Origin of the sequence: Amorphoplanes friuliensis DSM 7358 (assembly GCF_000494755.1) — a bacterium.
Taxonomy (GTDB): Bacteria; Actinomycetota; Actinomycetes; order Mycobacteriales; family Micromonosporaceae; genus Actinoplanes; species Actinoplanes friuliensis.
The window spans coordinates 7,057,172-7,078,348 of the sequence record NC_022657.1 but is presented as its reverse complement, the minus strand read 5'-3'; the positions used below and the strand labels follow the sequence as shown (position 1 = coordinate 7,078,348).

Annotated in this window: 18 protein-coding genes; 13 read left to right on the top strand and 5 right to left on the bottom strand. The window is 71.9% G+C overall.

Annotated features, from left to right (window positions below; all coding sequences use genetic code 11):
- From AFR_RS32705 to AFR_RS32695, 3 genes are read left to right on the top strand one after another with little or no spacing between them, the layout of a single operon-like run.
- Complete coding sequence (locus AFR_RS32705) at positions 1-900, top strand: DUF58 domain-containing protein (protein ID WP_041841318.1); 900 nt, start codon at positions 1-3, stop codon at positions 898-900.
- Complete coding sequence (locus tag AFR_RS32700) at positions 897-1,874, top strand: VWA domain-containing protein (RefSeq protein WP_023561107.1); 978 nt, start codon at positions 897-899, stop codon at positions 1,872-1,874. Before AFR_RS32705 ends, AFR_RS32700 begins: the two co-directional genes overlap by 4 nt.
- Entirely contained in the window at positions 1,874-2,971 is a 1,098-nt protein-coding gene (locus AFR_RS32695; RefSeq protein WP_023561106.1) for a VWA domain-containing protein, read from the top strand. Before AFR_RS32700 ends, AFR_RS32695 begins: the two co-directional genes overlap by 1 nt.
- Here the strand turns inward: AFR_RS32695 and AFR_RS32690 are convergent.
- The 4 genes from AFR_RS32690 to AFR_RS32675 form a co-directional block, all read right to left on the bottom strand.
- Complete coding sequence (locus tag AFR_RS32690; protein ID WP_023561105.1) at positions 2,925-3,512, bottom strand: hypothetical protein; 588 nt, start codon at positions 3,510-3,512, stop codon at positions 2,925-2,927. The genes AFR_RS32695 and AFR_RS32690 overlap by 47 nt on opposite strands.
- A gap of 2 nt (positions 3,513-3,514) precedes the next feature.
- Complete coding sequence (locus tag AFR_RS46390) at positions 3,515-5,803, bottom strand: hypothetical protein (RefSeq protein ID WP_023561104.1); 2,289 nt, start codon at positions 5,801-5,803, stop codon at positions 3,515-3,517.
- A gap of 96 nt (positions 5,804-5,899) precedes the next feature.
- Entirely contained in the window at positions 5,900-6,655 is a 756-nt protein-coding gene (locus tag AFR_RS32680; protein WP_023561103.1) for a hypothetical protein, read from the bottom strand.
- A 22-nt stretch (positions 6,656-6,677) separates the two neighbouring features.
- Positions 6,678-7,700 carry an LLM class flavin-dependent oxidoreductase gene (locus AFR_RS32675; protein WP_023561102.1) on the bottom strand — a complete coding sequence of 341 codons (1,023 nt, stop codon included), beginning with the start codon at positions 7,698-7,700 and terminating at the stop codon, positions 6,678-6,680.
- 221 nt (positions 7,701-7,921) lie between these two features.
- Between AFR_RS32675 and AFR_RS45505 the strand changes: the two genes are divergently transcribed.
- The 6 genes from AFR_RS45505 to AFR_RS32645 all read left to right on the top strand — a co-directional run bounded on the left by AFR_RS45505 (position 7,922) and on the right by AFR_RS32645 (position 17,380).
- A complete protein-coding gene (locus AFR_RS45505; protein ID WP_023561101.1) occupies positions 7,922-9,118 on the top strand; it encodes a polysaccharide lyase family 7 protein in 1,197 nt (398 codons plus the stop codon).
- Positions 9,119-9,186: 68 nt separating this feature from the next.
- A complete protein-coding gene (locus AFR_RS32665) occupies positions 9,187-10,161 on the top strand; it encodes a magnesium transporter CorA family protein (RefSeq protein WP_023561100.1) in 975 nt (324 codons plus the stop codon).
- Between the two features lie 43 nt (positions 10,162-10,204).
- On the top strand, positions 10,205-13,210 hold the full coding sequence (locus AFR_RS32660; RefSeq protein WP_023561099.1) for an FtsX-like permease family protein: 3,006 nt from the start codon (positions 10,205-10,207) through the stop codon (positions 13,208-13,210).
- Complete coding sequence (locus AFR_RS32655; RefSeq protein ID WP_023561098.1) at positions 13,207-16,242, top strand: FtsX-like permease family protein; 3,036 nt, start codon at positions 13,207-13,209, stop codon at positions 16,240-16,242. Before AFR_RS32660 ends, AFR_RS32655 begins: the two co-directional genes overlap by 4 nt.
- Positions 16,239-16,889, top strand: a complete 651-nt coding sequence (locus tag AFR_RS32650) for an ABC transporter ATP-binding protein (RefSeq protein ID WP_023561097.1) — start codon at positions 16,239-16,241, stop codon at positions 16,887-16,889. The genes AFR_RS32655 and AFR_RS32650 overlap by 4 nt, the downstream gene beginning before the upstream one ends.
- A 20-nt stretch (positions 16,890-16,909) precedes the next feature.
- Positions 16,910-17,380, top strand: coding sequence for an OsmC family protein (locus AFR_RS32645; protein WP_023561096.1), 471 nt, complete (start codon positions 16,910-16,912; stop codon positions 17,378-17,380).
- Here AFR_RS32645 and AFR_RS32640 read toward each other — a convergent pair.
- The gene (locus AFR_RS32640) at positions 17,358-18,185 is read right to left on the bottom strand and encodes an ABC transporter ATP-binding protein (protein WP_023561095.1); all 828 of its coding nucleotides are present in this window, start codon (positions 18,183-18,185) and stop codon (positions 17,358-17,360) included. The genes AFR_RS32645 and AFR_RS32640 overlap by 23 nt on opposite strands.
- 115 nt (positions 18,186-18,300) lie before the next feature.
- Here AFR_RS32640 and AFR_RS32635 point away from each other — a divergent pair, with 115 nt between their 5' ends.
- The 4 genes from AFR_RS32635 to AFR_RS32620 all read left to right on the top strand — a co-directional run bounded on the left by AFR_RS32635 (position 18,301) and on the right by AFR_RS32620 (position 21,177).
- Positions 18,301-19,239: a ribose-phosphate diphosphokinase gene (locus tag AFR_RS32635; protein WP_023561094.1), complete on the top strand. Its 939-nt coding sequence runs from the start codon at positions 18,301-18,303 to the stop codon at positions 19,237-19,239.
- Positions 19,236-20,183 (top strand): glycoside hydrolase family 88 protein, encoded by a 948-nt coding sequence (locus tag AFR_RS32630; RefSeq protein WP_023561093.1) that lies wholly within the window; start codon positions 19,236-19,238, stop codon positions 20,181-20,183. Before AFR_RS32635 ends, AFR_RS32630 begins: the two co-directional genes overlap by 4 nt.
- A gap of 188 nt (positions 20,184-20,371) precedes the next feature.
- A complete protein-coding gene (locus AFR_RS32625) occupies positions 20,372-20,746 on the top strand; it encodes a hypothetical protein (protein ID WP_023561092.1) in 375 nt (124 codons plus the stop codon).
- Positions 20,743-21,177 (top strand): hypothetical protein, encoded by a 435-nt coding sequence (locus AFR_RS32620; protein ID WP_041841317.1) that lies wholly within the window; start codon positions 20,743-20,745, stop codon positions 21,175-21,177. Before AFR_RS32625 ends, AFR_RS32620 begins: the two co-directional genes overlap by 4 nt.

Here is a 21,177-nt window from a genome sequence, read left to right as displayed (position 1 = left end):
ATGACGACGGCCCCCGACCGGTTGTTGCGGAGCTTGGAGTGGCGGCTCGGCCGGCGTCTCGACGGGCGTCTCCAGGGTGCCTACCGCACGGTGTGGCACGGCACCGGCATCGACTTCACGGATCTGCGGGCGTACACGCCGGAGGACGACGTCCGGCACATCGACTGGAACGTCACGGCCCGCCTCGACGAGCCGTTCGTCCGCCAGTACGCCGAGGACCGCGAGCTCACCGCCTGGCTGATCATCGACCGGTCCGCCTCGATGCGTTTCGGGCGTGCGGTGGACGGCAGGCAGGGCAAGGAGTCGGTCGCGACCGAGCTGGCCGTCAGTCTCGGGCGGCTCTTCGCGCAGGGTGGCAACCGTGTCGGCGCGATCCTCTACGACAACGGCAGCAACAAGATCATCCCGCCGCGGTCCGGCCGCGACCAGATCCTGCGGATCGCCCGGGAGCTGATGCGCGCACCGGCAGCGACCGGGGCCGGGGCGACCACCGACCTGGCGGCCATGCTGCGGCTGGCCGCCTCCACCACCTCACGCCGGCGCAGCCTGGTCTTCGTGATGTCGGACTTCATCGGTGACCCCGGCTGGGACCGTCCCCTGGCGATGCTCACCCATCGCCACGAGGTGGTCGTGGTCCGGGTGGTCGATCCGGCCGAGCTGGAGCTGCCCGACCTCGGCGTGATCCTGGTCGAGGACGCGGAGACCGGCGAGCAGCTGCTCGTCGACACCAGCGACCCGTTGCTGCGCGGCCGGCTCGCCGCGCAGGTCGGCGCCCGCGAGGAGGAACTCGCCGAGGGCATGCGCCGGGCCGGTGTCGACGCCCACCGCATGACCACCGACCAGGACCTTCTGGCCACCCTCGTCGACATGGTCCGGCACTCCGGGCGGGGACGCCGATGACCTTCCTGTACCCCCTGGTCCTCGTGGCCGCGGCGCTGGTCACCGCGGCGGTGATCGCCGGTTACGTGGTGCTGCAGCGGCGCCGCACGGCCGCTCTGACCGCGGCCGGCTTCGGTGTGCTGACCGCCGGTGGATCACGCCGGGCGGGGCTGCGCCGCCACCTGCCGTACGTGCTGTTGCTCGCCGCCCTGCCGATCCTGCTGGTGGGTCTGGCCCGCCCGCAGGCGGAGATCGCCGTGCCGCGGGTCTCCGGGACGGTGGTCCTGGCCTTCGACGTCTCCAACAGCATGTCCGCGAACGACGTGACGCCGACCCGCCTGGCCGCCGCCCAGAGCGCCGCGACCGGCTTTGTCGAGGAGCAGCCGGACACCGTCGACGTCGGCGTGCTGGTCTTCGGTGAGCAGGCGCTGCTGACGCAGGCGCCGACCGACGACCACGCGGCTGCCCTCGCCGCCATCGGCCGGCTCTCCGCCAGCGGCGGCACCTCGCTCGGGCAGGGCATCCTCGTTGCGCTCGGCACCATCACCGGTAAGCCCGTCAGCCTGCCAGCCGAGGGTGCAGCGCCGCCCGACCTCGGCTACTGGCCTTCGGCGACGATCGTGGTCTTCTCCGACGGGCAGGAGACCGGTGGACCGGACGTGGAGGCCGCCGCCGAGCTCGCCGCCGCGGCCGGGGTCCGCATCCAGACCGTCGGCATCGGCACCGCCCAGGGTGCCACGGTCGAGGTCGACGGGTACCAGCTCGGCACCGCGCTGGACGAGACCCTGCTGACCGCGGTCGCGCAGACGACCGGGGGTGCGTACCACCCGGCCGGTGACGCCGCCGCGCTGGCCGACACCACCAGGTCGATCGACCTGCGGCTGACGACCGAGAAGGAGCCGGTCGAGCTGACCGCGCCGTTCGCCGGTGCCGCGCTGCTGCTGCTCCTGGCCGGTGCGCTGCTGAGCCTCCGCTGGCACGGAAGGATCGTCTGATGTCGTTCGACTGGCCGTGGGCCCTGGCGGCGTTGCTCGCCGTGCCGCTGCTCCTGGCCGCCCGCTGGTGGCTGAACAAGCGCCGCAAGCGGGCCGCGATCACCGTCTCCAGCGTCGCGCTGATCCGCGCGGCCCTGCCCGGGCGCAGCTCCTGGAAGCGCCGCATCCCGGTCTACCTCTTCCTGCTGGGCCTGCTCGCCCTGGCCGGCGGCCTCGCCCGTCCGCAGGCGTCCCTGGCGGTGCCCGCGAACAACACCTCGATCCTGCTCGCGATCGACGTGTCCGGCTCGATGTGCACCACCGACATCGCCCCGAACCGGCTCGCCGTCGCCACCGACGCGGCCCGCGAGTTCATCCGCGAGACCGACGACGGCACCCGCATCGGCCTGGTCGCCTTCTCCGGCATCGCGGGCCTGCTGGTCCCGCCGACCACCGACAAGAAAGCGTTGCTCGACGCCATCGACACCCTCAAGACGGCCCGCGGCACGGCGATCGGCCAGGCCATCCTGACCTCCATCGACGCCATCGCCGAAAGCAACCCGCAGGTCGCGGCCACCGGCGTCGACCTCGGCGACGGCCTCCCGGAAGCGACCGCCGACTACCAGCCCGACACCATCGTGGTCCTCACCGACGGCTCCAACACGACCGGCGTCGACCCGGCGACCGCCGCCGAACAGGCCGCCGCCCGCAAGATCCGCGTCTTCACGATCGGCTTCGGCACCACCCAGCCCGCCCAGATGATCTGCACCGCCGACCAGGTCAGCAGCGACTCCTTCTTCGGACAGGGCCCCCGCGGCGGTGGCGGCTTCGGCGGCGGCCGCAACCAGGAGATCGACGAGGAAGCCCTGACCAACGTCGCGGACGTCACCGGCGGGCGCTACTTCCGCGCCGAGGCCGCCGACGAGCTGAGCGACGTCCTCGCCGACCTGCCCCGCGAGATCGGCCTCCACAAGGAAGACGTGGAAGTCACCGTCTGGTTCGTCCTGGCCGGCGCCCTCCTGGCCTTCACCGGCGTCGGCCTCGCCCTCTGGTGGAACCGCGCACCGACGGTCATCGGTCAGAAGGCTCCGCCAGCGGGATCCCGTCCCGGAAGCTGAGGGACAGGGGAAACTCCACTGCCAGTTGGCGTTCGGCCACCTGGCGGCCGGCGATCGTCAGCGTGCCGGTCGCCTCGCAAGAGCCGGTGCGCACGAGCAGGAGCCGTCCGCCGCGGACGACGGCCACCAGCCCCTGCACCAGGATCGTCAGCTGGATGTGCAGGGTGATCGGCAGGGGCGGCAGGTCACCGATGTGGACGTCGACACCGGGCTGGTGGTCGAACGACAGCGTGTGGCTCGCCAGCTCGACGATCTGCTCACTGCCAGGGTCGGCGGCGGTCGCGACCGCAGCCTGCCGCAACGCGGTGTACTTGCCCCAGGCCTGGCCGAAGATGTCCTGCATACCCAGCTCCAGGATGCCCGCCGCCGCGCTGCCCACTTCCGACAGCACAGCCTTCTTGCCGGCGTCCGGCATGCGGCCCAGCGCGTCGACGACACCGTCCCCGGCCGCTCCGGACCGCACGGCCGTCGCCAGGGCGGACACGGCGTCGGCGGGACTGTCGAAGAAGATCGACCGGACGGTGGTGGCTTCTTCGGTCATGGTCACTCCCCGGAGATGCGGATGTCGGGTCGGCGGTCCCGCAGGGTCAGCCGGATCAGGCGGCGTGGGGCGGCATCCGGTTCGCTGATGGTCGCGGCCGGCCACGTCGCGGGCAGCACGGGAACAACCCGGACCCCGTCCGGCAGCTCGGGTTCGCCGCCGGCAGCGGGCCGTCGGCGTCGATCGATGAGCCGGCGGCCGCCGAGACGCGCGCCGGCGAACACGACCAGCAGCGCCGCGCCGAGGGCGACCCGCCAGCCGATCCCGCGAGCTGTCGTCCAGAAGCCGGCGGCTTCCTGCTTCGGCGCGGCGAGCACGTCGAGCGAGAGCAGTCCGTCGGTCGAGCCCTCCCCGCCGGTGCGGGTGTAGGCGACCTTCCACAGCACGGTTCCGGCACCGGGTGGCGCGGCGTCGGGCACCGCCACGTCGGCGACCCAGCCCCGCTCGGTCTCGTGGCAGGCCGCCATCGTGGTCTCGGTGAAGCCGGCACTGCACCCGGTGATGGTCACGTCCTGCGTCAGGGGCCGGTGCGCAACGGCCACCCGTCCGCCCGGTTCGGCGGCCGGCGGCTCGGGCCGCACCGAGAACGCCGGAACATCAACAGCGTCACCGGCCAGGATCCGGTAGGTGACCGTCCCGGCGTCGGTGACGGCGGTTCCCGCGTCCGTCCGAGCCGTCGCACTCCACCGCAAGGACTGCCGTCCGGGCCGCGCATCCTCCGGTACGACCACAGTGGACGACCGTCGGCCCCCGGACTTCCCGCAGGCGCTGCCGGCCTGCCCCGCAAATCCCGCCGTGCAGCCGGTGACGGTGACGCCGGGATCGAGGGCGGAAACGGTGACCGTCACGTCCTCGCCCGGGCCCGCCGACTCCGGATCGGTGACCACCACCAGGACCGGCACCCGGGCAGTCGTGTCGGGCGCCGCCGGGACGTCCGGCGTCGACGGCGTGTCCGGGGGATCGGTACGCGGCGTGCCGGTCGTGCGTGACGGCGTCGGCGGGGCCAGCACCCGGTAGGCGACAACGCCGGAGTCCGCGCCGGGTGTGCCGTCCGCGGTGAGTGACGCGACTCCCCACCTGAGCAGGGACGCACCGGGCTCGGCGTCCGCAGGCACACTGGTGCGGGCGAGCCACCGTTCCGGGGAGCGCTGGCACCGGCCACCCGGATCGCGCGGGAAGAAGCCGATGCAGTCCACGATGTCGACGCCCTCGACGAGCGACTCGAAGGCGAGCGTGACCTCGCCACCGGGGACGGCAGCGCGGGGCTGCACGGTCACCGCGAACCGCCGCTCGATCACGGTGATGTCCACCTCGACCACGCCGTCCGCCGTGCGGCCCTGCTCGCCGGGGCGCGTGCTGGAGTACACCAGATCCCATGGCAGTCGGAGTTCGGCGCCTGGTTGCGTACCCGGAGGAATGATGACCACCGCGACGCCGGAGGCGCTGCAGGGAGCGCGACCGTCGAGGGCCACGGCGCAGGTTTCGACGGTGACGCCGGGTGTCAGGCTGAGGAAGGTGACGCTGAGCGGCTGTCCGGGGCTCGCGGTGGTCGAGCTGGGCACGACGCTGAACTCGGGTGGAGGCGGCGGTGGCGCACGGACCGGCAGTTTGATCGTTCCGTCTGCCTCACCGAGCACTTGTTCCCGGAACGTGTAGGTGAGTTTCCACCCGAGGGTGACCTGACCGTCCTTGAGGTCGCGCGGGATCGGCACCTGCCCGAACTGCTTCGGCCGGGAGACACCGTCGCAGGCGGCGTCGCGCCCCGGCGCCGAGATCCCGCAATCGATGATCTCCAGTCCGGGCGTCACGGCGACGAAGGTGAGGCCGACCGTGCCTCCCGGCTCGGCCTCCGGGCGATCCGGCTCCACATCGAACCGGAGGATGGTGAAGTCCCTGGACCCGGGGAGCTCGCCCGGCTCCGGGACCAGATTGATGATCGGAGGTTTCTCCTCCTCGGCCTCAATCAGCAACAACCGCCAGTGCAGGGCGGCGGTGCGACCGGACGGGTCGGGCTCGGGCACGGTGACGGTCGCCTCCCAGAGCGGCCCGGCCGGGCACCGTGACACCGGTCCGGATGGTTGCTCGAACCAGACCTCGCAGCCCCGGATGGTCCAGCGGTCCTCGAGGTCCTTGTCCTTGAAGCCGACCGAGATCTGATCGCCGGGCACGCCGTACAGGCGTGAGGGGTCGACGGCGAAGGCACCCTCGGGCGGCGGAGCTTCCTCGCCGAGGGCAACGGGGGTGAGGCCGAGCACCAGCGTGACAGCAGCGCGCGGCAGCAGCGGAACCATGGCGCCTCCTCTCCGGAGGGCGGTTGCTCCGTCACCATCGACCCGGGGAAGCGCGAGGGCTGCCGGATCTCGGACAGCCGGCGAGATGCGGCACGTTCAGAAGAAGGTCCACAGGGCGGCCGACGAGATAACGATGAGGGCCAGGCCGGCCAGGACGAAGATGCGGGTCATCCAGCGGGCGGTGGCGATGCTGTCGCGCCGGGCGGCGAGCACTTGCTCGCGGGTGTCGGTGGTGAAGACGGTGAGGCCCTGGGGATTGGGCATCAGGAGCAGGGGCTCACCGGCGGGCAGGGCCAGGGCATAAACCTCACGGGCGTACGGGATGCGGGTCTCGGTGAGGGTGAGTTTTTCCCCGCGCCGGAGGTCGTCGATCTGGGGGCGCGGGACGAACGGGGGCAGGTCGGCCGGTGCGGCGGAGCGGTGGACCACGGTGGTCGTCTCGGTGACCCGGGGCTCCGGGCCGGACGTGTCCTCGAACAGCCGGGGGTCCAGGACCACGCGGCCGGAGTGGTCGCTGAAGGTGGGCGGTGCCGGTGAGGAGAAGTCGAGCAGCACGTCCTCGTGGACCTCGTCCGACCAGCTGCGGCTCGGCTCCCGCACCAGTCGTACGCGGTACCAGCTGCAGCGTGCGGCGCTGAGCGGGCCGGACTGGGGGCCCGCCGGGCCGTCGTCGACGATGCCCTCGGCCGCGATCCGGCCGGTGCCGGCGCGCCAGGAGGCGGCCGGGGACGGTGTGGTCCGGCGGATCGTCCGGACGGCGTGGAGGTCGCCCAGCATCAGCAGCTGCACGAGGCCGGCGACGACCAGCAGGCAGATCCCGAGACCCAGGACGAGGGCGGCGAACGTGGCCACGTCCTCAAAGTAGAGCTCCCTGTCACGCCGGGGTGGGGCGCCAGCCGAGGGCGGGGCCGAGGTGGCCGGCGATGTCGGTGAGGATCTGCACGTAGTCGTCGTGGTCGAAGGTGAACGGCAGGGCGAACGCAACCTCGTCGATCTCCCGGAAGGCCGCGTGGGCGTAGAGCTGCTCGGCGATCTGCTCGGACGTGCCGACCAGATCGGCCGCGAACATCATGCGGGCCGGTCCCTGTGGTGTTGCGGTGCGAGGGGTGCGCTTCTGGGCGTACGCCTCGTATTTGGCCTTCTGCTCGGCGGTTGCACTGTCGGTGGGGATGACGACCAGGCCCTGGGAGACGCGGGCCCGGTCACCGTCCGGGTGGTGGGCGCGGAACGCCCGGACGTGGGAGAGCTGGATGTCCGCGAAGTTCTCGGACTCCTCGGCCTTCACGACGCTGCTGGTCAGGAAGTTCATGCCGTTCTCGCCGGCCCACTGCGCCGAGCGCAGGCTCGCCCCGCCGTACCAGAGGCGGCGGCCCAGGCCGGGGGAGTGCGGCTGCACCCGGTCGGAAAAGACCTCAAAGCCCTCGATGCCGCTGAAGTCCGTGACCGGCTCACCGCGGACGGCCGTCAGCAGACGGGTCACGCGGTCGTAACTGAAGTTCTCGGCGTCGGCGGTGTCGGGGTACAGGGCGCTCTTGACCTGCTCGTAGTGCATCGGCGGGCCGACGCTGACACCCGGATTGAGCCGGCCGCCGGAGAGGATGTCGACGGTGGCCAGATCCTCGGCCAGGCGCAGCGGATTTTCCCAGCCGAGCGGGATCACCGCGGTGCCCAGCTCGATCCGGCTGGTGCGCTGCGTGGCGGCGGCGAGGACAGCAACCGGCGACGAGATGCCGTGCTGCAGGTGGCGGTGCCGGACCCAGGCGCTGTCGAAACCGAGCCGCTCACCCAGCTGGATGATCTCCAGCGTGGACTCGTGCCCGGCCCGGGGATCGTCGGGATCGAACAGGCCGATCGTGAGAAAGCCCAGCTTGCGCAGCGGTGACGACGGTACGGGCACAGCGGTTCTCCTCGTCGGTTCCAGCCGGCGCCGGGACGCGGGCGTTGATCCGATCCTCCGTCCCCGCGCCGCCGTCCGCCAGGCTGATCTTGTTCACAGCTTTGATGAAGTTGTTGCCGAAGTCGTTGACAGGACATTGACGGGGATGTAATTGTTCAGCGTCTTACCTATTACGGTCTGCCCCCACCGGCGCCTCCGTCCGAGCAGTGGAAGGTCCCCGTATGAAGCGCCGTTCCCGACTCCTCGCTGTCCTCACCACCAGTGTTGTCGTGGGCACCCTGGGTGTCCTCGGTATCACCAACGCTCTTGCTGCCACGTCCGGGCCGATCACCGGTCTCGGTGGCAAGTGTGTCGACGTCGCCTCGGCCAGCTCGGCCAACGGCACGGCCGTGCAGCTCTACGACTGCAACGGTTCCGGCGCCCAGAGCTGGACGGTCGGCAACACCGACAACACCGTTCAGGCTCTGGGCAAGTGCCTGGACGTCGCCGCGGCGTCCACCGCCAACGGTGCGAAGGTTCAGCTGTACGACTGCAACGGCTCGGCCGCCCAGAAGTGGACGGCGTCGGCCGGCACGCTGGTCAACACCGGGTCGGGCAAGTGTCTCGACGCCACCGGGCAGAGCTCGGCCAACGGCACCCAGCTGCAGATCTGGTCCTGCACCGGCACCGCCAACCAGGCCTGGTCGCTGCCGGGTGGCGGAAGCACCCCGCCGCCGTCCTCGGGCCTGAACCCGGCGGTCGCGCCGGGCGGCAACTTCAACCTCGGCATCTGGCAGCTGCAGTTGCCGGTCGGATCGCCGGGCTCGCCCACCACGATTCCGTCCTCGCAGCTCAAGGGGGCCAACGGATACGTCAACCCGACGTACTTCTTCACCGACAAGACCGACGGCTCGATGACGTTCTGGGCGCCCGAGAAGGGTGTCACCACGCCGAACTCGAAGTACGCGCGGTCCGAGCTGCGGGAGATGAACGCCAACGGCAGCGCCGCGGACTGGAAGCTCGCCGGCTCGCACAAGCTCAACGCCACCCTGCGGATCCCGAACGTCACCAAGAACGTCTGCGTCGGGCAGATCCACCTGGGCTCCGGCGGTCCGTCGACCAAGCCGCTGGTCGAGCTCTACTACCGGCCCAACGGCGACATCTACCTCGGTACGGAGAACTCGCCCGACGGTGGCCAGACCCTGCACAAGGTGGGCAACGTGCCGCTGGGCACCAAGTGGAGCTACACCATCGCGGTCTCCGGCGGTAACAAGATCAACCTGACCGTGAACGGGAGCACGACCAGCTACTCGATCCCGTCCTCGTTCAACCCGTACGGCATGTACTTCAAGGCCGGTTCGTACAACCAGTCCTCGTCCGACAGCACCACGAACGGCGCGAAGGTCAAGTTCTACGTCCTGAACGTCACCCACGGCTGACACGGCCGGGGCGGCCAGGGGCATAGTGATCTGTTGTGACGGACACTTCTGCCCCTGGCTGCCCCACCATGACGCGCCTCTACGAGGGTGGCGCCGTGGTGGCCGAAGGTTTCGGCGCACACGAGATCTCCGACCAGCTCGCCGAGCATCCCAAGGCGGTGCTGTGGCTCGACCTCTTCGACCCGGAGGAGAGTGACCTCCGGTCGGTCGCGGCGGAGTTCAACCTGCACCCGCTGGCCGTCGAGGACGCCGTGCACGACCACCAGCGTCCCAAGCTCGACCGCTATCCGGGTCACCTCTTCATGAACGTCTACTCGGTGCACGTGCAGACCGAGGGTGACGTCCCGGTGCTGCACAAGGGTGAGATCAGTGCGTTCATCACCGAACGCGCGCTGATCACCGTCCGCAAGTCGGAGGTCGACCTGACCAGGCTGATCCGGCGCTGGGATGCCGACGCCGCGCTCAGCGCGACCGGCGGGGTCGGCTTCCTGGTCTACGGCCTGCTCGACGTCGTGGTGGACGGGCAGTTCGCCGCCGCACGAGAGCTCGACGTGGCGATGGACAAGACCGAGGACACCATCCTGGAGGAGGGCGGCGCACCCCGCAGCGTGCGGATGTACGGCTTCGCCCTGCGCAAGACGATCGCCGCGCTGCGTCGGCCGGTCGCCCCGATGGCCGACCTCATCGCCGACGTGATGCGCGCCGACACCAGGCTCGTCGACGAGAACCTCGAGCCGTACTACCGCGACGTCGACGACCATGCCCGGCGGGCCACGGAGACCATCGACAGTGCCCGCGAACGCATCAACGGGCTGCTCGAGGCCGATCTCAACGAGCAGAGCAACGCCCTCAACGACGTCACCCGCAAACTGGCCGCCTGGGCTGCGATCATCGCCGTGCCGACCGCGCTGACCGGGTACTTCGGGCAGAACGTGCCGTACTGGGGGTACGAGAAGTTCTGGGGTTTCCTGTTGAGCACCGGCCTCATCGTGTTCTCGGCCTCGGGGCTCTACCTCTATCTGAAGCGGCGCGGCTGGCTGTGAGATCGCGTACCCTGCCCGAGGATCTTCAACGGGGGAGGGATCGATGCTCGCGCTCGTGCTCGGCGCCGTGCGCGCCCGGCTGGCCCAGGCGCTGACCCTCCTGGTCCTGACCGGGTTGATCGCCGCCGTCGCCGCGGCGGGTCCCTGGTACGCCCTGGCCGCCGGATCGCGTGCGGCCGACGGCGACGTGGCCTCGGCACCCGCCTCGCAGCGCACCCTCTCGGTCCGCAAGATCGCGTCGACCAACGGTCTGCCGGAGCCGGCCGTCGAGACGTTCGCCGGCGCCGTCCGCGGGCTGCTGCCGCTCACCGGGCTCCAGCCGGTGCTGGGCATGACCGTGGGTCTCGCGGTCGACCGGGGTGACGCGCGGCCGTCGATGTCGGTGTCCTACCGGGAGAACTTCTGCGACCACGTCCGGCTCACCGGGGGATCCTGCCCGGCCGCCGCGTACGAGGGGGCCATCAGCCAGGACGCCGCCGAGCAGCTGGGACTGCGGCTCGGTGACAGCCTGAAGGTGCAGGCCTCGCAGAACACCCTGCCGGTGACGTTGAAGGTCGTCGCCACCTACGTGGTCGTCGATCCCGCCGGTTCCTACTGGAGCAACAAGCTGTACCGGGCCAACGGGGGCATCGAGCCGGCCTTCACCGTTCTCGACACCTTCACCGACGACCAGCTCACCGGGCCGACCATCACCTACGACGTCGAGGTGCCGGCCGAGCTGATCCGGGGCGACGACGGCTTCGACCTGGGCACCCGGCTGTCGGCCGCCGACAGCGCGTTCACGCAGGCGGACCTGCGGCTGGTCAACCCGACCTGGATGCTGCTCGCCACCATCGCCCGGGACAGGGACACCATCCGCGACGGCGTGGTCGTCGCCCTGGGCCAGGTGCTCGTCCTCGGCCTCTTCGCGATCGGGCTGGCCGGGCGGTACACCGGCCGGGAGCGCCGCGGAGATGCCGCCCTGCTCAAGCTGCGCGGCAGCACACGCCGGGGTCTGCTCGGGCTGGCGCTGGGCCAGCACCTCGTGCCGATGCTCGCGGGTGCGCTGCTCGGTGCACCCCTCGGCTTCCTGCTGGCCCGGCTGCTCGCCGGTCCCGTACGCGGCGACGACGACCGCCTCCTCGCACTCGGGCTCGCCGCCGCCGCGGTCGGCGCCACCCTGCTCGGCGGTCTGCTCGTCCTCACCGTGCTCGAGGCGGCCGTGCTGCGTATCCCGGTCGCCGGACTGATCGGCCGGGCGGCGTCCGGGCGCCGCGACTGGCGGGCCGACGTCATCGACCTGGTCCTGCTGGCGGTGGCGGTCGGTGCCACCTACCAGGTCCGGGCGGGGCAGAGCACCGGTGGCCTGGCGTTGGTCGCACCGGCCCTCGTCGCCCTCGCCGTGGCCCTGCTGTTCGCCCGCCTGCTCGGCCGTCTCGCCGACCGGGTGGGTGGTGCCGCCCTGCACGCCGGCCGGTTGCGGCTCGGTCTCACCGCGGCACAGGCGTCGCGGCGGCCCGGCATCGACCGCGTCTTCGCCCTGGTCGCGGTGGCGGTCGCGATCTTCGTCAGCACCGCCGGTGTCTGGTCCGCCGGACGGGAGGCCCGCGTCCAGCGCAGTGAGGTCGAGCTCGGCGCCACCCGGGTCCTGAGCGTGCAGGCTTCCAACCGCACCGCGCTGGAGGCCGCGGTTCGCCGGGCCGACCCGGGCGGGAAGAACGCCATGGCCGCGGTCATCGACCGCGAGAGCGTGCCCCCGGTGGTCGCCGTGGACACCTCGCGGCTCGCCGCGATCACCCGCTGGCGTCCCGAGTACGGTTCGCTGACCACACTGGCTCAGGCGGGTGACGCCCAGCCGTTGCCCCCGCCGGCGATGGTGACCGGCACCGGGCTGACCCTGCGGATGACCAACGACGCCAAGGGTCCGATCCGGGTCTCGGTCGTCCTCCAGCACGAGGGCACCGGCATCGCCCACGTTGTCACCTTCGGACCGCTGAAGCGCGGTGAGCACACGGTCCGCAGACCGGTGGAGGGCTGCACCGAGGCGCCCGGCTGCCGGCTCGTGCGCTGGCAGCTCGTCGGCACGGACAGTGAGAGCGCGCTTCCGCCGGTCTCCGCCGCCGTCACCCTGACCGGGCTGAGCCAGCAGGGGCCGGACGGGACGGTCCTCGACGGAGCGGCCCTCGGCGACTCCCGCCGGTGGCGGCCCGACTTCCGCGGCGCCGGCGTGGACGTCTTCGCCGCGGACGGCCGCCTGAAGCTCGTGATGGACCGCAACGAGGCGGGCGTCCCGCTGGTCGGCAACAAGGTGTACGCCGTGGACGCCGCCCTGCCGCTGCCGATCGTGCTGGCCGGTGAGTCGCCGCCCGCCTGGCAGTTCAGCGACCCGATCCTCTACTCCTTCGGTGGCGCCGCTGTCCGCGTCCGGGTCGCCGGGACCGCCTCGGTGCTGCCCGTCGTCGGCCGGGACGGCGTACTCGTCGATCTGGAGACGGCCCGGCGGGTGGCGGCCGAGGGTGACCTCGGCGGAACTTTCCAGGTCTGGCTGGCCGCGGACGCACCTGATTCCGTGGTGGACGCCCTGCGTGCCAACGGCCTGACCATCCTCGGCTCGGACGACGTGCCGGAGCGGGCCGCCCTCCTCGGTGACCAGGGCACCGCCGTCGCCGCGACGTTCGCGCTGCTCGCGGCGTCGGTGGGCCTGCTGCTCGCCGCCGCAGCCATGGCGGTCGCGGCGGCCGTCGAACGCGGCCGCCAGGCCGAGCAGCTGCTCGCGCTGCGGGTGCAGGGCATGTCGCTGAAGAACGCGGTCGCCATCGGGTACGCCGGGAGCGGCGCGCTGGTCGTCGCCGGGCTGCTGACCGGTCTCGTGGCCGCGGCGATCGCCCGTCCCGCCGTCGGCGTCCAGGTCCGGCCGTTCACCGACGGCTGGAACCTCGTGCCCCCTCCCGGCGCCCTCGGTGCCGCGGCCTTGCTCCTGGCCGGCCTGGTGGCCCTGCTCGTGCTCGGTGTGACCGGCTGGCTGTCGGTCCGTCCCCTCGTCCGTACCCTGCGCCGGAGCGGCCGATGATCTCCCTGGTGCTGGCGATGATGTGGAGCCGCCGCGGTCAGGCGGTGACCCTCGTGCTGCTGGCGATGGTGAGCGTGGCGGCCGCCGTCGCCGCGCCCGCCTACGTCGAGGCGGCCGACCGCGCCGTCGCGGCCGGTCAGGTGGCCACCGCCCTGCCGCGCGAGCGCAGCCTGGTGGTGAGCAAGCTCGAGGACGCCCGCAAAACCGAGGAGGGCGCCACACTCAGCTTCTCCAACCTCGGTCCGGCCATCGTCGCCTTCCCCGGCTTCACCAACGTGTACGCGGCCGAGTACGCGACTTTGGGCATCGAGCCGGACCCGAAACTGCGGTCACGCTTCGTCTATCGCCAGGACGTCTGCCCGCACCTGACGATGGTCACCGGTCGCTGCCTGATCGGCGAGGGTGAGGTGGTCATCGGCGAGGCGACGGCGAAGCGGCGCTCCCTGGCCGCCGGTGACCGCATCGAGCTCACCTTCGCGAAGTTCAGCGACGACCCGCGGACCCCCCAGTTCATCCCGTCGGGTGAGCCGAGGCGGGTCACCGTCGCGGGTGTCTACCGGGTGCCCCGGCCGGACGAGATCTACTGGGGAACACACGGCTACTTCGCCGCCGACCCCGGTCCGCGTCCGGGTGAGCCGGTCTTCACGGACTTCGAGACGCTCAACCTGATGGACCACGGCGCCACCACACTGTCCATCGACAGCGCCGCCCGGCCGGGTGCCCTCGACGTCGACAAGCTGGACGATGTCCAGGCGGCCCTGGACGGCGTCCGGAAAGTCACGATCGACATCGGCGCCGGTGTTCAGACCGACACCGGCATCCCCGACCTGCTGGCCCGCATCGACAGCGGCCGTGCCGCCGCCCGCACGATCGTGCCGGTCATCGCCGTGCCGCTCGTGCTGCTCTCGTGTTTTGTCATCTTCCTGGCGGTCGGTTACGGCGCCGACGGCCGCCGCCCGGAGCTCGCCGTCGTGGCCCTGCGCGGCACCCGCTGGTGGGAACGCTGGTGGCTGGCCACCGGCGAGAGCCTGCTCGCCATCCTGCTGGGCTCCCTGCTCGGCTGTCTCGCCGGGCAGTTGCTCGTCAACCTGATCGCCGCCGCCGTCTTCCCCGGCTCCGGGTCGGCGGCCGCCTGGTCGTCACTCCAATACGCCCCGATCGCCGCGGTCGCCGCCGTGCTGGCCGCGCTGCTCGCCCTGCGCCGGCAGCTGCTCAGCCCGGTCGCGGTGCTGCTGCGCCGGCTGCCGACGGCCGGCCGCCGCCCGCCCGTCCTCGACCTGGTCGCCGGTCTGCTGGCGATCGTCACCGGCGTCCAGCTCCAGCTCTCGGGTGACCCGACCGGCGCCGGACTCTTCGCCCCGGCGCTGATCCTGTTTGCGCTGGCCCTGATCGTCGCCCGGGCCCTCCTGCCGATCGTCACACGTGCGGCCGTCCGGTGGCTGCGCCGCGGTCACCTCGGTGTGGCGCTGGCCGGCCTCCAGCTGTCCCGCCGGACCGGCGCCCGGACGCTCTTCGCCATGCTGGTCGCCTCCGTCGCCGTCGCGGCCTACGCGGCCAGCGCCGCCGATGTCGCCGCTCGGGACCGGACCGTGCAGGCGGATCTCGGCACGGGCGCGGCCCGCATCCTCACGGTCGCCGACACCACGCCCCAGCAGCTGATCACCGCGGTCCGCGCCGCCGATCGGGACGGCACCTTCGCGATGGCGGTCGCCCGCACGCCCGGCAGCGGCACGAACGAGCTGCCCGGACTCGCCGTCGACGCCACGCGCCTGGCCGCCGTCGCCGCCTGGGCCCCCGGACAGGAGCCGGCGGCCGAGGTCGGGAAGGCACTGCACCCCGACGCCCCGGCACCGGTGGTCATCCGCGGCCGGGACGTCGACGTCGAGGTCACCACGACCGGCCTGTCGGACACCGCACCGCTACGGCTGAGCGTGACCGTCACGTCGGTCACCGGTCTGGGCTCCAGCGTGGTCGCGCTCGGTCAGCTCCAGCCGGGCCCCTACCGGTACGGGCTGCGCGTACCGGTGTGCGCCCAGCGCTGCCGCGTCGACGGGCTGCAGATCACCACCATCGACGGCACGAACAGCATCCGCGGCAGCATGACGGTGACCTCGATCGGCAGCATCAATCCGGTGGCCGGAGCCGTCAGCGCCACCGAGCTCGCCGACCCGGCCCGCTGGCGCATGACCGAGCACGGCAAGCTCTCCGCCGCGCCGGACGGCCTCCGGGTCGACCTCGACGCCCCGAACGGGCTCGGTGACGGCGCCTGGATCCAGCCGGTGGACACGCCGTACCCGCTGCCCGTGGCGGCCACCGGCGGTGCGGACCCGGAATCGGTGACCGGCCTGGACGGTGAGGTGCTGCCCGTGACCCGGATCGCGCAGCTCGACGCGGTGCCGCGGCTCGGCGTCCGCGCCGTGCTGAGCGACCTGGAATACGTCGACCGGGCGGCGACCGCAGCGACCCGGGCCACGCAGCCCGAGGTGTGGCTGGCGCCGGACGCACCGGCCGATGCCGTGGACCGCCTCGCCGCGCAGGGCCTCGTCATCACCGGCGACACCCGTGCCTCGGACATCAACGACCAGTTGCGGGAGCAGGGCCCAGCGCTGGCGCTCTGGTTCTACGTGCTCGCCGGTGTCCTGTCGACGCTGCTCGCGGCCGGTGCCCTGATCCTGGCCGCGACCGTGGACCGGTCGCGGCGGATCGAGGACCTGTCCGCGTTGCGGGCGCAGGGCCTGAGCAAGCAGGCCGCCGGGCGGGCGACGCTGTGGACGTACCCGATCCTGGCGCTCTTCGCCGTGGTCACCGGCGTGGGCATCGCCCTCGCCGGCTGGGGAATCACCGGCTGGACGCTGCCGCTGGCCGGGCTCGACCCGCCGCCGCTGCCGTTCCCCGGCTGGCCGCGGCCGCTGGTGCTGGCCGGCGTCGCGCTGCTGATGCTCGTCGTGCTCGCCGGGGTGGCTCTGCTGACCGGCCGGGATCTGCGGCGCCGGGTGCGCGCCGCGGGCGTCAACGGAGGAGAAGGCCGATGAGGACGCTGGAAGTCGTGGCGGCGGACGTCGCGTACGGCGACGGGGTGCCGGTGCTGCGCGACGTGACGGTGACGGTCCGCCCGGGTGAACTGCTCGCGGTGACCGGCCCGTCCGGCGCGGGCAAGACGACGCTGCTCGCCGCCATGGCCGGGCTGCTGCGCCCGGCGGCCGGCCGGGTGCTGGTCGACGGCGAGGAGCTGCGCGACCGCGACCAGGGTGTGGGGCTCGGGGTGGTGCTGATCCCGCAGGAGAACGGCCTGGCGGCGATCCTCACCGCGGCGGAGAACGTCGCGGTGGCGATGATCGCCACCGGCGGGTCCACGGCCGACGCCCGACGTGGGACCAGCGAGTCCCTGGAGAAGGTGGGCCTGGCGGCGCAGGCCGACCAGCTCATCGACGAGCTCTCCGGTGGCCAGCAGCAGCGTGCGGCGATCGCCCGCGGGCTGGCGCTGCACGGCGACGTGCTCCTCGCCGACGAGGTGACCAGTGAGCTCGACGCCGCCAACCGGCAGAAGGTCATCGAGCTGCTGCGGGCCGAGGCCGCCCGCGGGGCCGCGGTCGTCTTCGCCACCCACGACCCGGAGGCGGCGGCAGCGTGCGATCACGAGCTGCACCTCGCCGACGGCGACGCGACTCTGCTGCGCTAGACGGGTGTCAAGCTGAACGGATGGAACGACTGACGCACCAAGCCCGGCTGGAGTGGGACGGCTCGACGGGGGAGGGCTACCGCTTCTATCCCCGCGCGCACTCGGCGACGGCACCACCCGCGGATGTCGAGCTGCGGCTCAGCGCCGACCCGCACTTCCGGGGTGACGCCGGTCTGCTCAACCCCGAACAGCTGGTCGTGCTGGCGGCGAGCTCGTGCCAGCTGCTGTCGTTCCTGTCGCTGGCCGCGCGGCGGCACCTGGACGTCGTCCGATACACCGACGATGCGACCGGGCACCTCAGCGAGGACCTGCGCCGGGCCCGGATCGAGCTGATCGAGCTGGCCCCGGTCATCCACGTCGCCGCGGGCACCGACGAGGCGCTGGTGCTCGAGCTGGTCGAGCAGGCGCACACCGAGTGTTACATCGCCAACTCGCTCAACTCCACGGTGACGATCAGGGCAACCGTGCTCAGCCGCCCGGAACCAGCGTGACCGTGCCGTCCTCGTGCTCGACGGTGAAGAGCGTGCCGGGCGGGTAGTTGCCCAGCACCTCCGGTGGCAGCTGCACCGTGCCGTCACCGGCGACCACCGCGAAGTCCTGCCCGTCGCGGCCCTCGGCACCGACCCGGCCGTCACGGATCGTCACCGCGCGGCCCAGGCGCGCGCCGACCTCGTTGTCGTGGGTGACCACGACGATCGTGGTCTGCCGCTCGGCGTTGACCGTCTCCATGGCCTCGAGGACCTCGTTGCGACCGGCCGTGTCCAGGCGGCTCGTCGGCTCGTCCACCAGCAGCAGCCCCGGACCCGCGGCGATGCCGACGGCGAGGGCCGCCCGCTGGCGACCGCCCGGGGTCAGCTCGGCCAGCCGGGCCCGGCCGCGCCCCGGCAGGCCCACGAGGTCGAGGATGCGGTCCGGGTCGTCGAGCTTGATGCCGCGCGTGTTCGCGGCGCGGCGCTGGGCCAGCCAGATGTTGCGGTGCAGCGACGCGTACGGCAGGAGGTTGCGTGCAGCGCCCTGGAGCACCACGCCGACCTCGGTGCCGCGCAGCCGGGACACCTCACCGTCGGACAGCTTGCCCATGTCGTACGTACCGATGTTGATCCGGCCGGCCGACGGGCGCATCAGCCCCGCGAGCAGGGCGATCAGCGTCGACTTGCCCGACCCCGACGGCCCGACCAGGGCGAGCGTCTCACCCGGCGCGATCGAGAGGTCGACACCGGCCAGCGCGACCACGTCACCGGCCTCGGCCCGATAGATGTGCACCACGCGGCGGCAGGCGACGGCAAGTCCGTTCATGGCCTCACGCTAGCGAAGATCCGTTCACCACAGGTACCCACGGACACACCTCAACCTCGGGCAGGCCCCGCAGGTCGCTCGCCGGTGTCCGGCCCTGAGCCCTTAGGGTGGTGGCGTGCGTGACATCGCGGTGTTCTCCGGGAGTGCCCACCCGGAACTGGCGGCCGAGATCTGCGAGCACCTCGGTGTGCCGCTGCTCCCCACCAAAACCTCCCGTTTTGCCAATGACTGCATCGAGGTCCAACTCCAAGGCAACTGCCGCGAACGAGACGTCTTCCTGATCCAGCCGCTCGTCCCACCCGTCCAGGAACATCTGGTCGAACTGCTCTTCATGCTCGACGCCGCGCGAGGTGCGTCGGCCGGGCGGATCACCGTGGTGCTGCCGCACTACGCGTACGCGCGCAGCGACAAGAAGGACGCGCCGCGCATCTCCATCGGTGGCCGTCTGGTCGCCGACCTGCTCCAGACCGCGGGAGCCCACCGGATCCTGGCGATGACCCTGCACTCACCGCAGGTCCACGGGTTCTTCAGCGTGCCGGTCGACCACCTGCACGCCCTGCGCGAGCTGGCCCACCACTTCCGGGGGTACGACCTCAGCAACACCGTCGTCGTCTCCCCGGACCTCGGCAACGCCAAGGAGGCCGCGGCCTTCGCGCGGATGCTCGACATCGAGGTCGCGGCCGGCGCCAAGCAGCGTTTTGCCGACGACAAGGTCGTGATCAGCTCGGTCATCGGTGAAGTCGCCGACCGCGACGTCATCGTCCTGGACGACGAGATCGCCAAGGGCAGCACCGTCTTCGAGCTCCTCGACCGCCTCCGTGAGCGCAATGTCCGCAGCGTGCGCGTGGCGTGCACCCACGGGCTCTTCACCGCCGGCGCGGTCGCGCGGCTGTCGGCGGAGAAGGACATCGAGGAGATCGTCTCCACCAACACGGTGCCGATCCCGGCCGCCAGCCGTACGGACAAGCTGACCGTGCTGTCGGTCGCACCGGCGCTGGCTGAAGCCATGCGGCGCATCCACAACGGCGAGTCGGTCAGCGCGCTCTTCGCATGACCTCCCCGGAGGCCGTCCTCACGGCACTGCTGGCGATGCAACGGCAGTCGTGGGAGCAGGGTGTGGCCGCGCAGGCCGCCCTCGACCTCGGCCGCCACGACCTGGCGCTGCTGCTCGCGGAGGCGGCGGTCACCCGTCAGGCGGCGGACGGGCGGCTCGGCGACGTCGACGGTGAGGCCGGTGCGGTCAACGGGGCGGCGTGCGGGGAGGCGGTGCTCGCTGCTTCCCGGCGTACCGGGGGAGAGATTTTTGCGGCGGCGGCCCGGCGGCAACTCGCCTGGCTGACCGGCGACGCACCCCGGGCCGCCGACGGCACGCTGTTCCACCTGCTCGGCGGCCGGGAGGTGTGGGCGGACACGGTTTACATGGTCGTGCCGTTCCTGGCGCTCTCCGGCCGGGCCGACCTCGCGGTCGCCCAGGTCGAGGGGCATCGCCGGCGACTGTGCCGGGACGGCCTCTACGCCGCGGTGTGGTCCGAGGAGACCGGCTCGCTGCGCCGCGCCGACCGCTGGGGCGGCGGCAACGGCTGGGTGGTCGCCGCGATCGCCCGGACCCTGCGCCTGGTCCCGGCCCTGCCGCAGCGGGACGTTCTGGCTGCCCACGCCCGTGAGGTGCTCGACGCCTGCCTGGCCCTGCGCCGCCCCGACGGGCTCTTCCACGACGTGCTGGACGACCCGTCGACGTTCCGCGAGACGAACGCGGCCCAGATGTTCTCCTACGCCGCGTCGGCCGGCGCCGCGGACGGCTGGCTCCCCGCGAGCTATGCGGACACAGGGCGGGATCTGCTCGCCGCGGCGTCCCGTGAAGTCGACGGCCACGGTGTCGTCCGCGGCGCCTGCGGATCGCCGACCTTCGATGCCTCGGGCACGTCTGCCGAGGCCCAGGCGTTCCACCTGCTCGCCAGAGCCGCCGCCGGGCTGCGTCGATTCGGCCCCTCGGACTGATCCTGTGTCCATCCCCCGGTCGGGGGACGGGCCCACCCATGTTCAGTTCGATCTCCAGGCGCATGCGGGCAGCGCGGTTTCTCACGATGAAAACGTGTGCCAGGCTGGCCAGCGCAAGATCCGGACTGCTCCGGCCCGAACACCCTGCGCAAACGGCGGGCCGGGGTCTCGAGCACCGCGGAGGACACGTGGCAAACATCGAAACGTCCCTCAAGGAAGCGATGACGATCGAAGGCGCCATCGGTGTCGCGCTCGTCGACTACACCAGTGGCCTGACCCTCGGCGTGCTGGGCGGCGGCCCCAACATGGACATGACCATCGCGGCGGCCGGTAACACCGACGTCGTCCGGGCCAAGGTCCGCACCCTCGAGATGCTCGGCCTGTCCGACTCGATCGAGGACATGCTGATCACACTGGACAGCCAGTACCACCTGATCCGCCTGCTGGAGAAGTCCCGCGGCGGCGACGCCCTCTTCCTCTACCTCGCGCTGAGCAAGAGCCGCGCCAACCTCGGCCTCGCGCGGCACCAGCTCCGCAAGATCGAAGCCGACCTCGACGTATGACGGCCCCGCCCCGCAGCATGTCGGAGATCGTCACCACCGCGGTGGCGGACTTCCGCGCGCTGGTCCCCGACTGTGTCGCGGCGGGCCTGGTCGACATGTCGACCGGGATGCTCCTCGCCGTCGACACCCTCGACGACCACCCCGGCGAAGTTCTCGACTTGCTGGCCGCGGCCACGTTCGACCTCTTCCAGGGGCGCAACGTGGTCATGATCGAGGACATCTTCAAGGCCCGCCGCGGCGTCACGAGCGACCGGCACTACTTCCAGGAAATCGTCGTCAACAGCGACCACCTGGTCCATCTCTTCCTGCGCAGCGCGAAGAACCAGGACATCGTCGCCGTCCTGGTCTGCCGCCGCGACACGAAGGTCGGCATGCTCTTCGCCCAGGCCCGCATCGTGATGAAACAACTGGAAGACGGCTTCGGCGCCTGA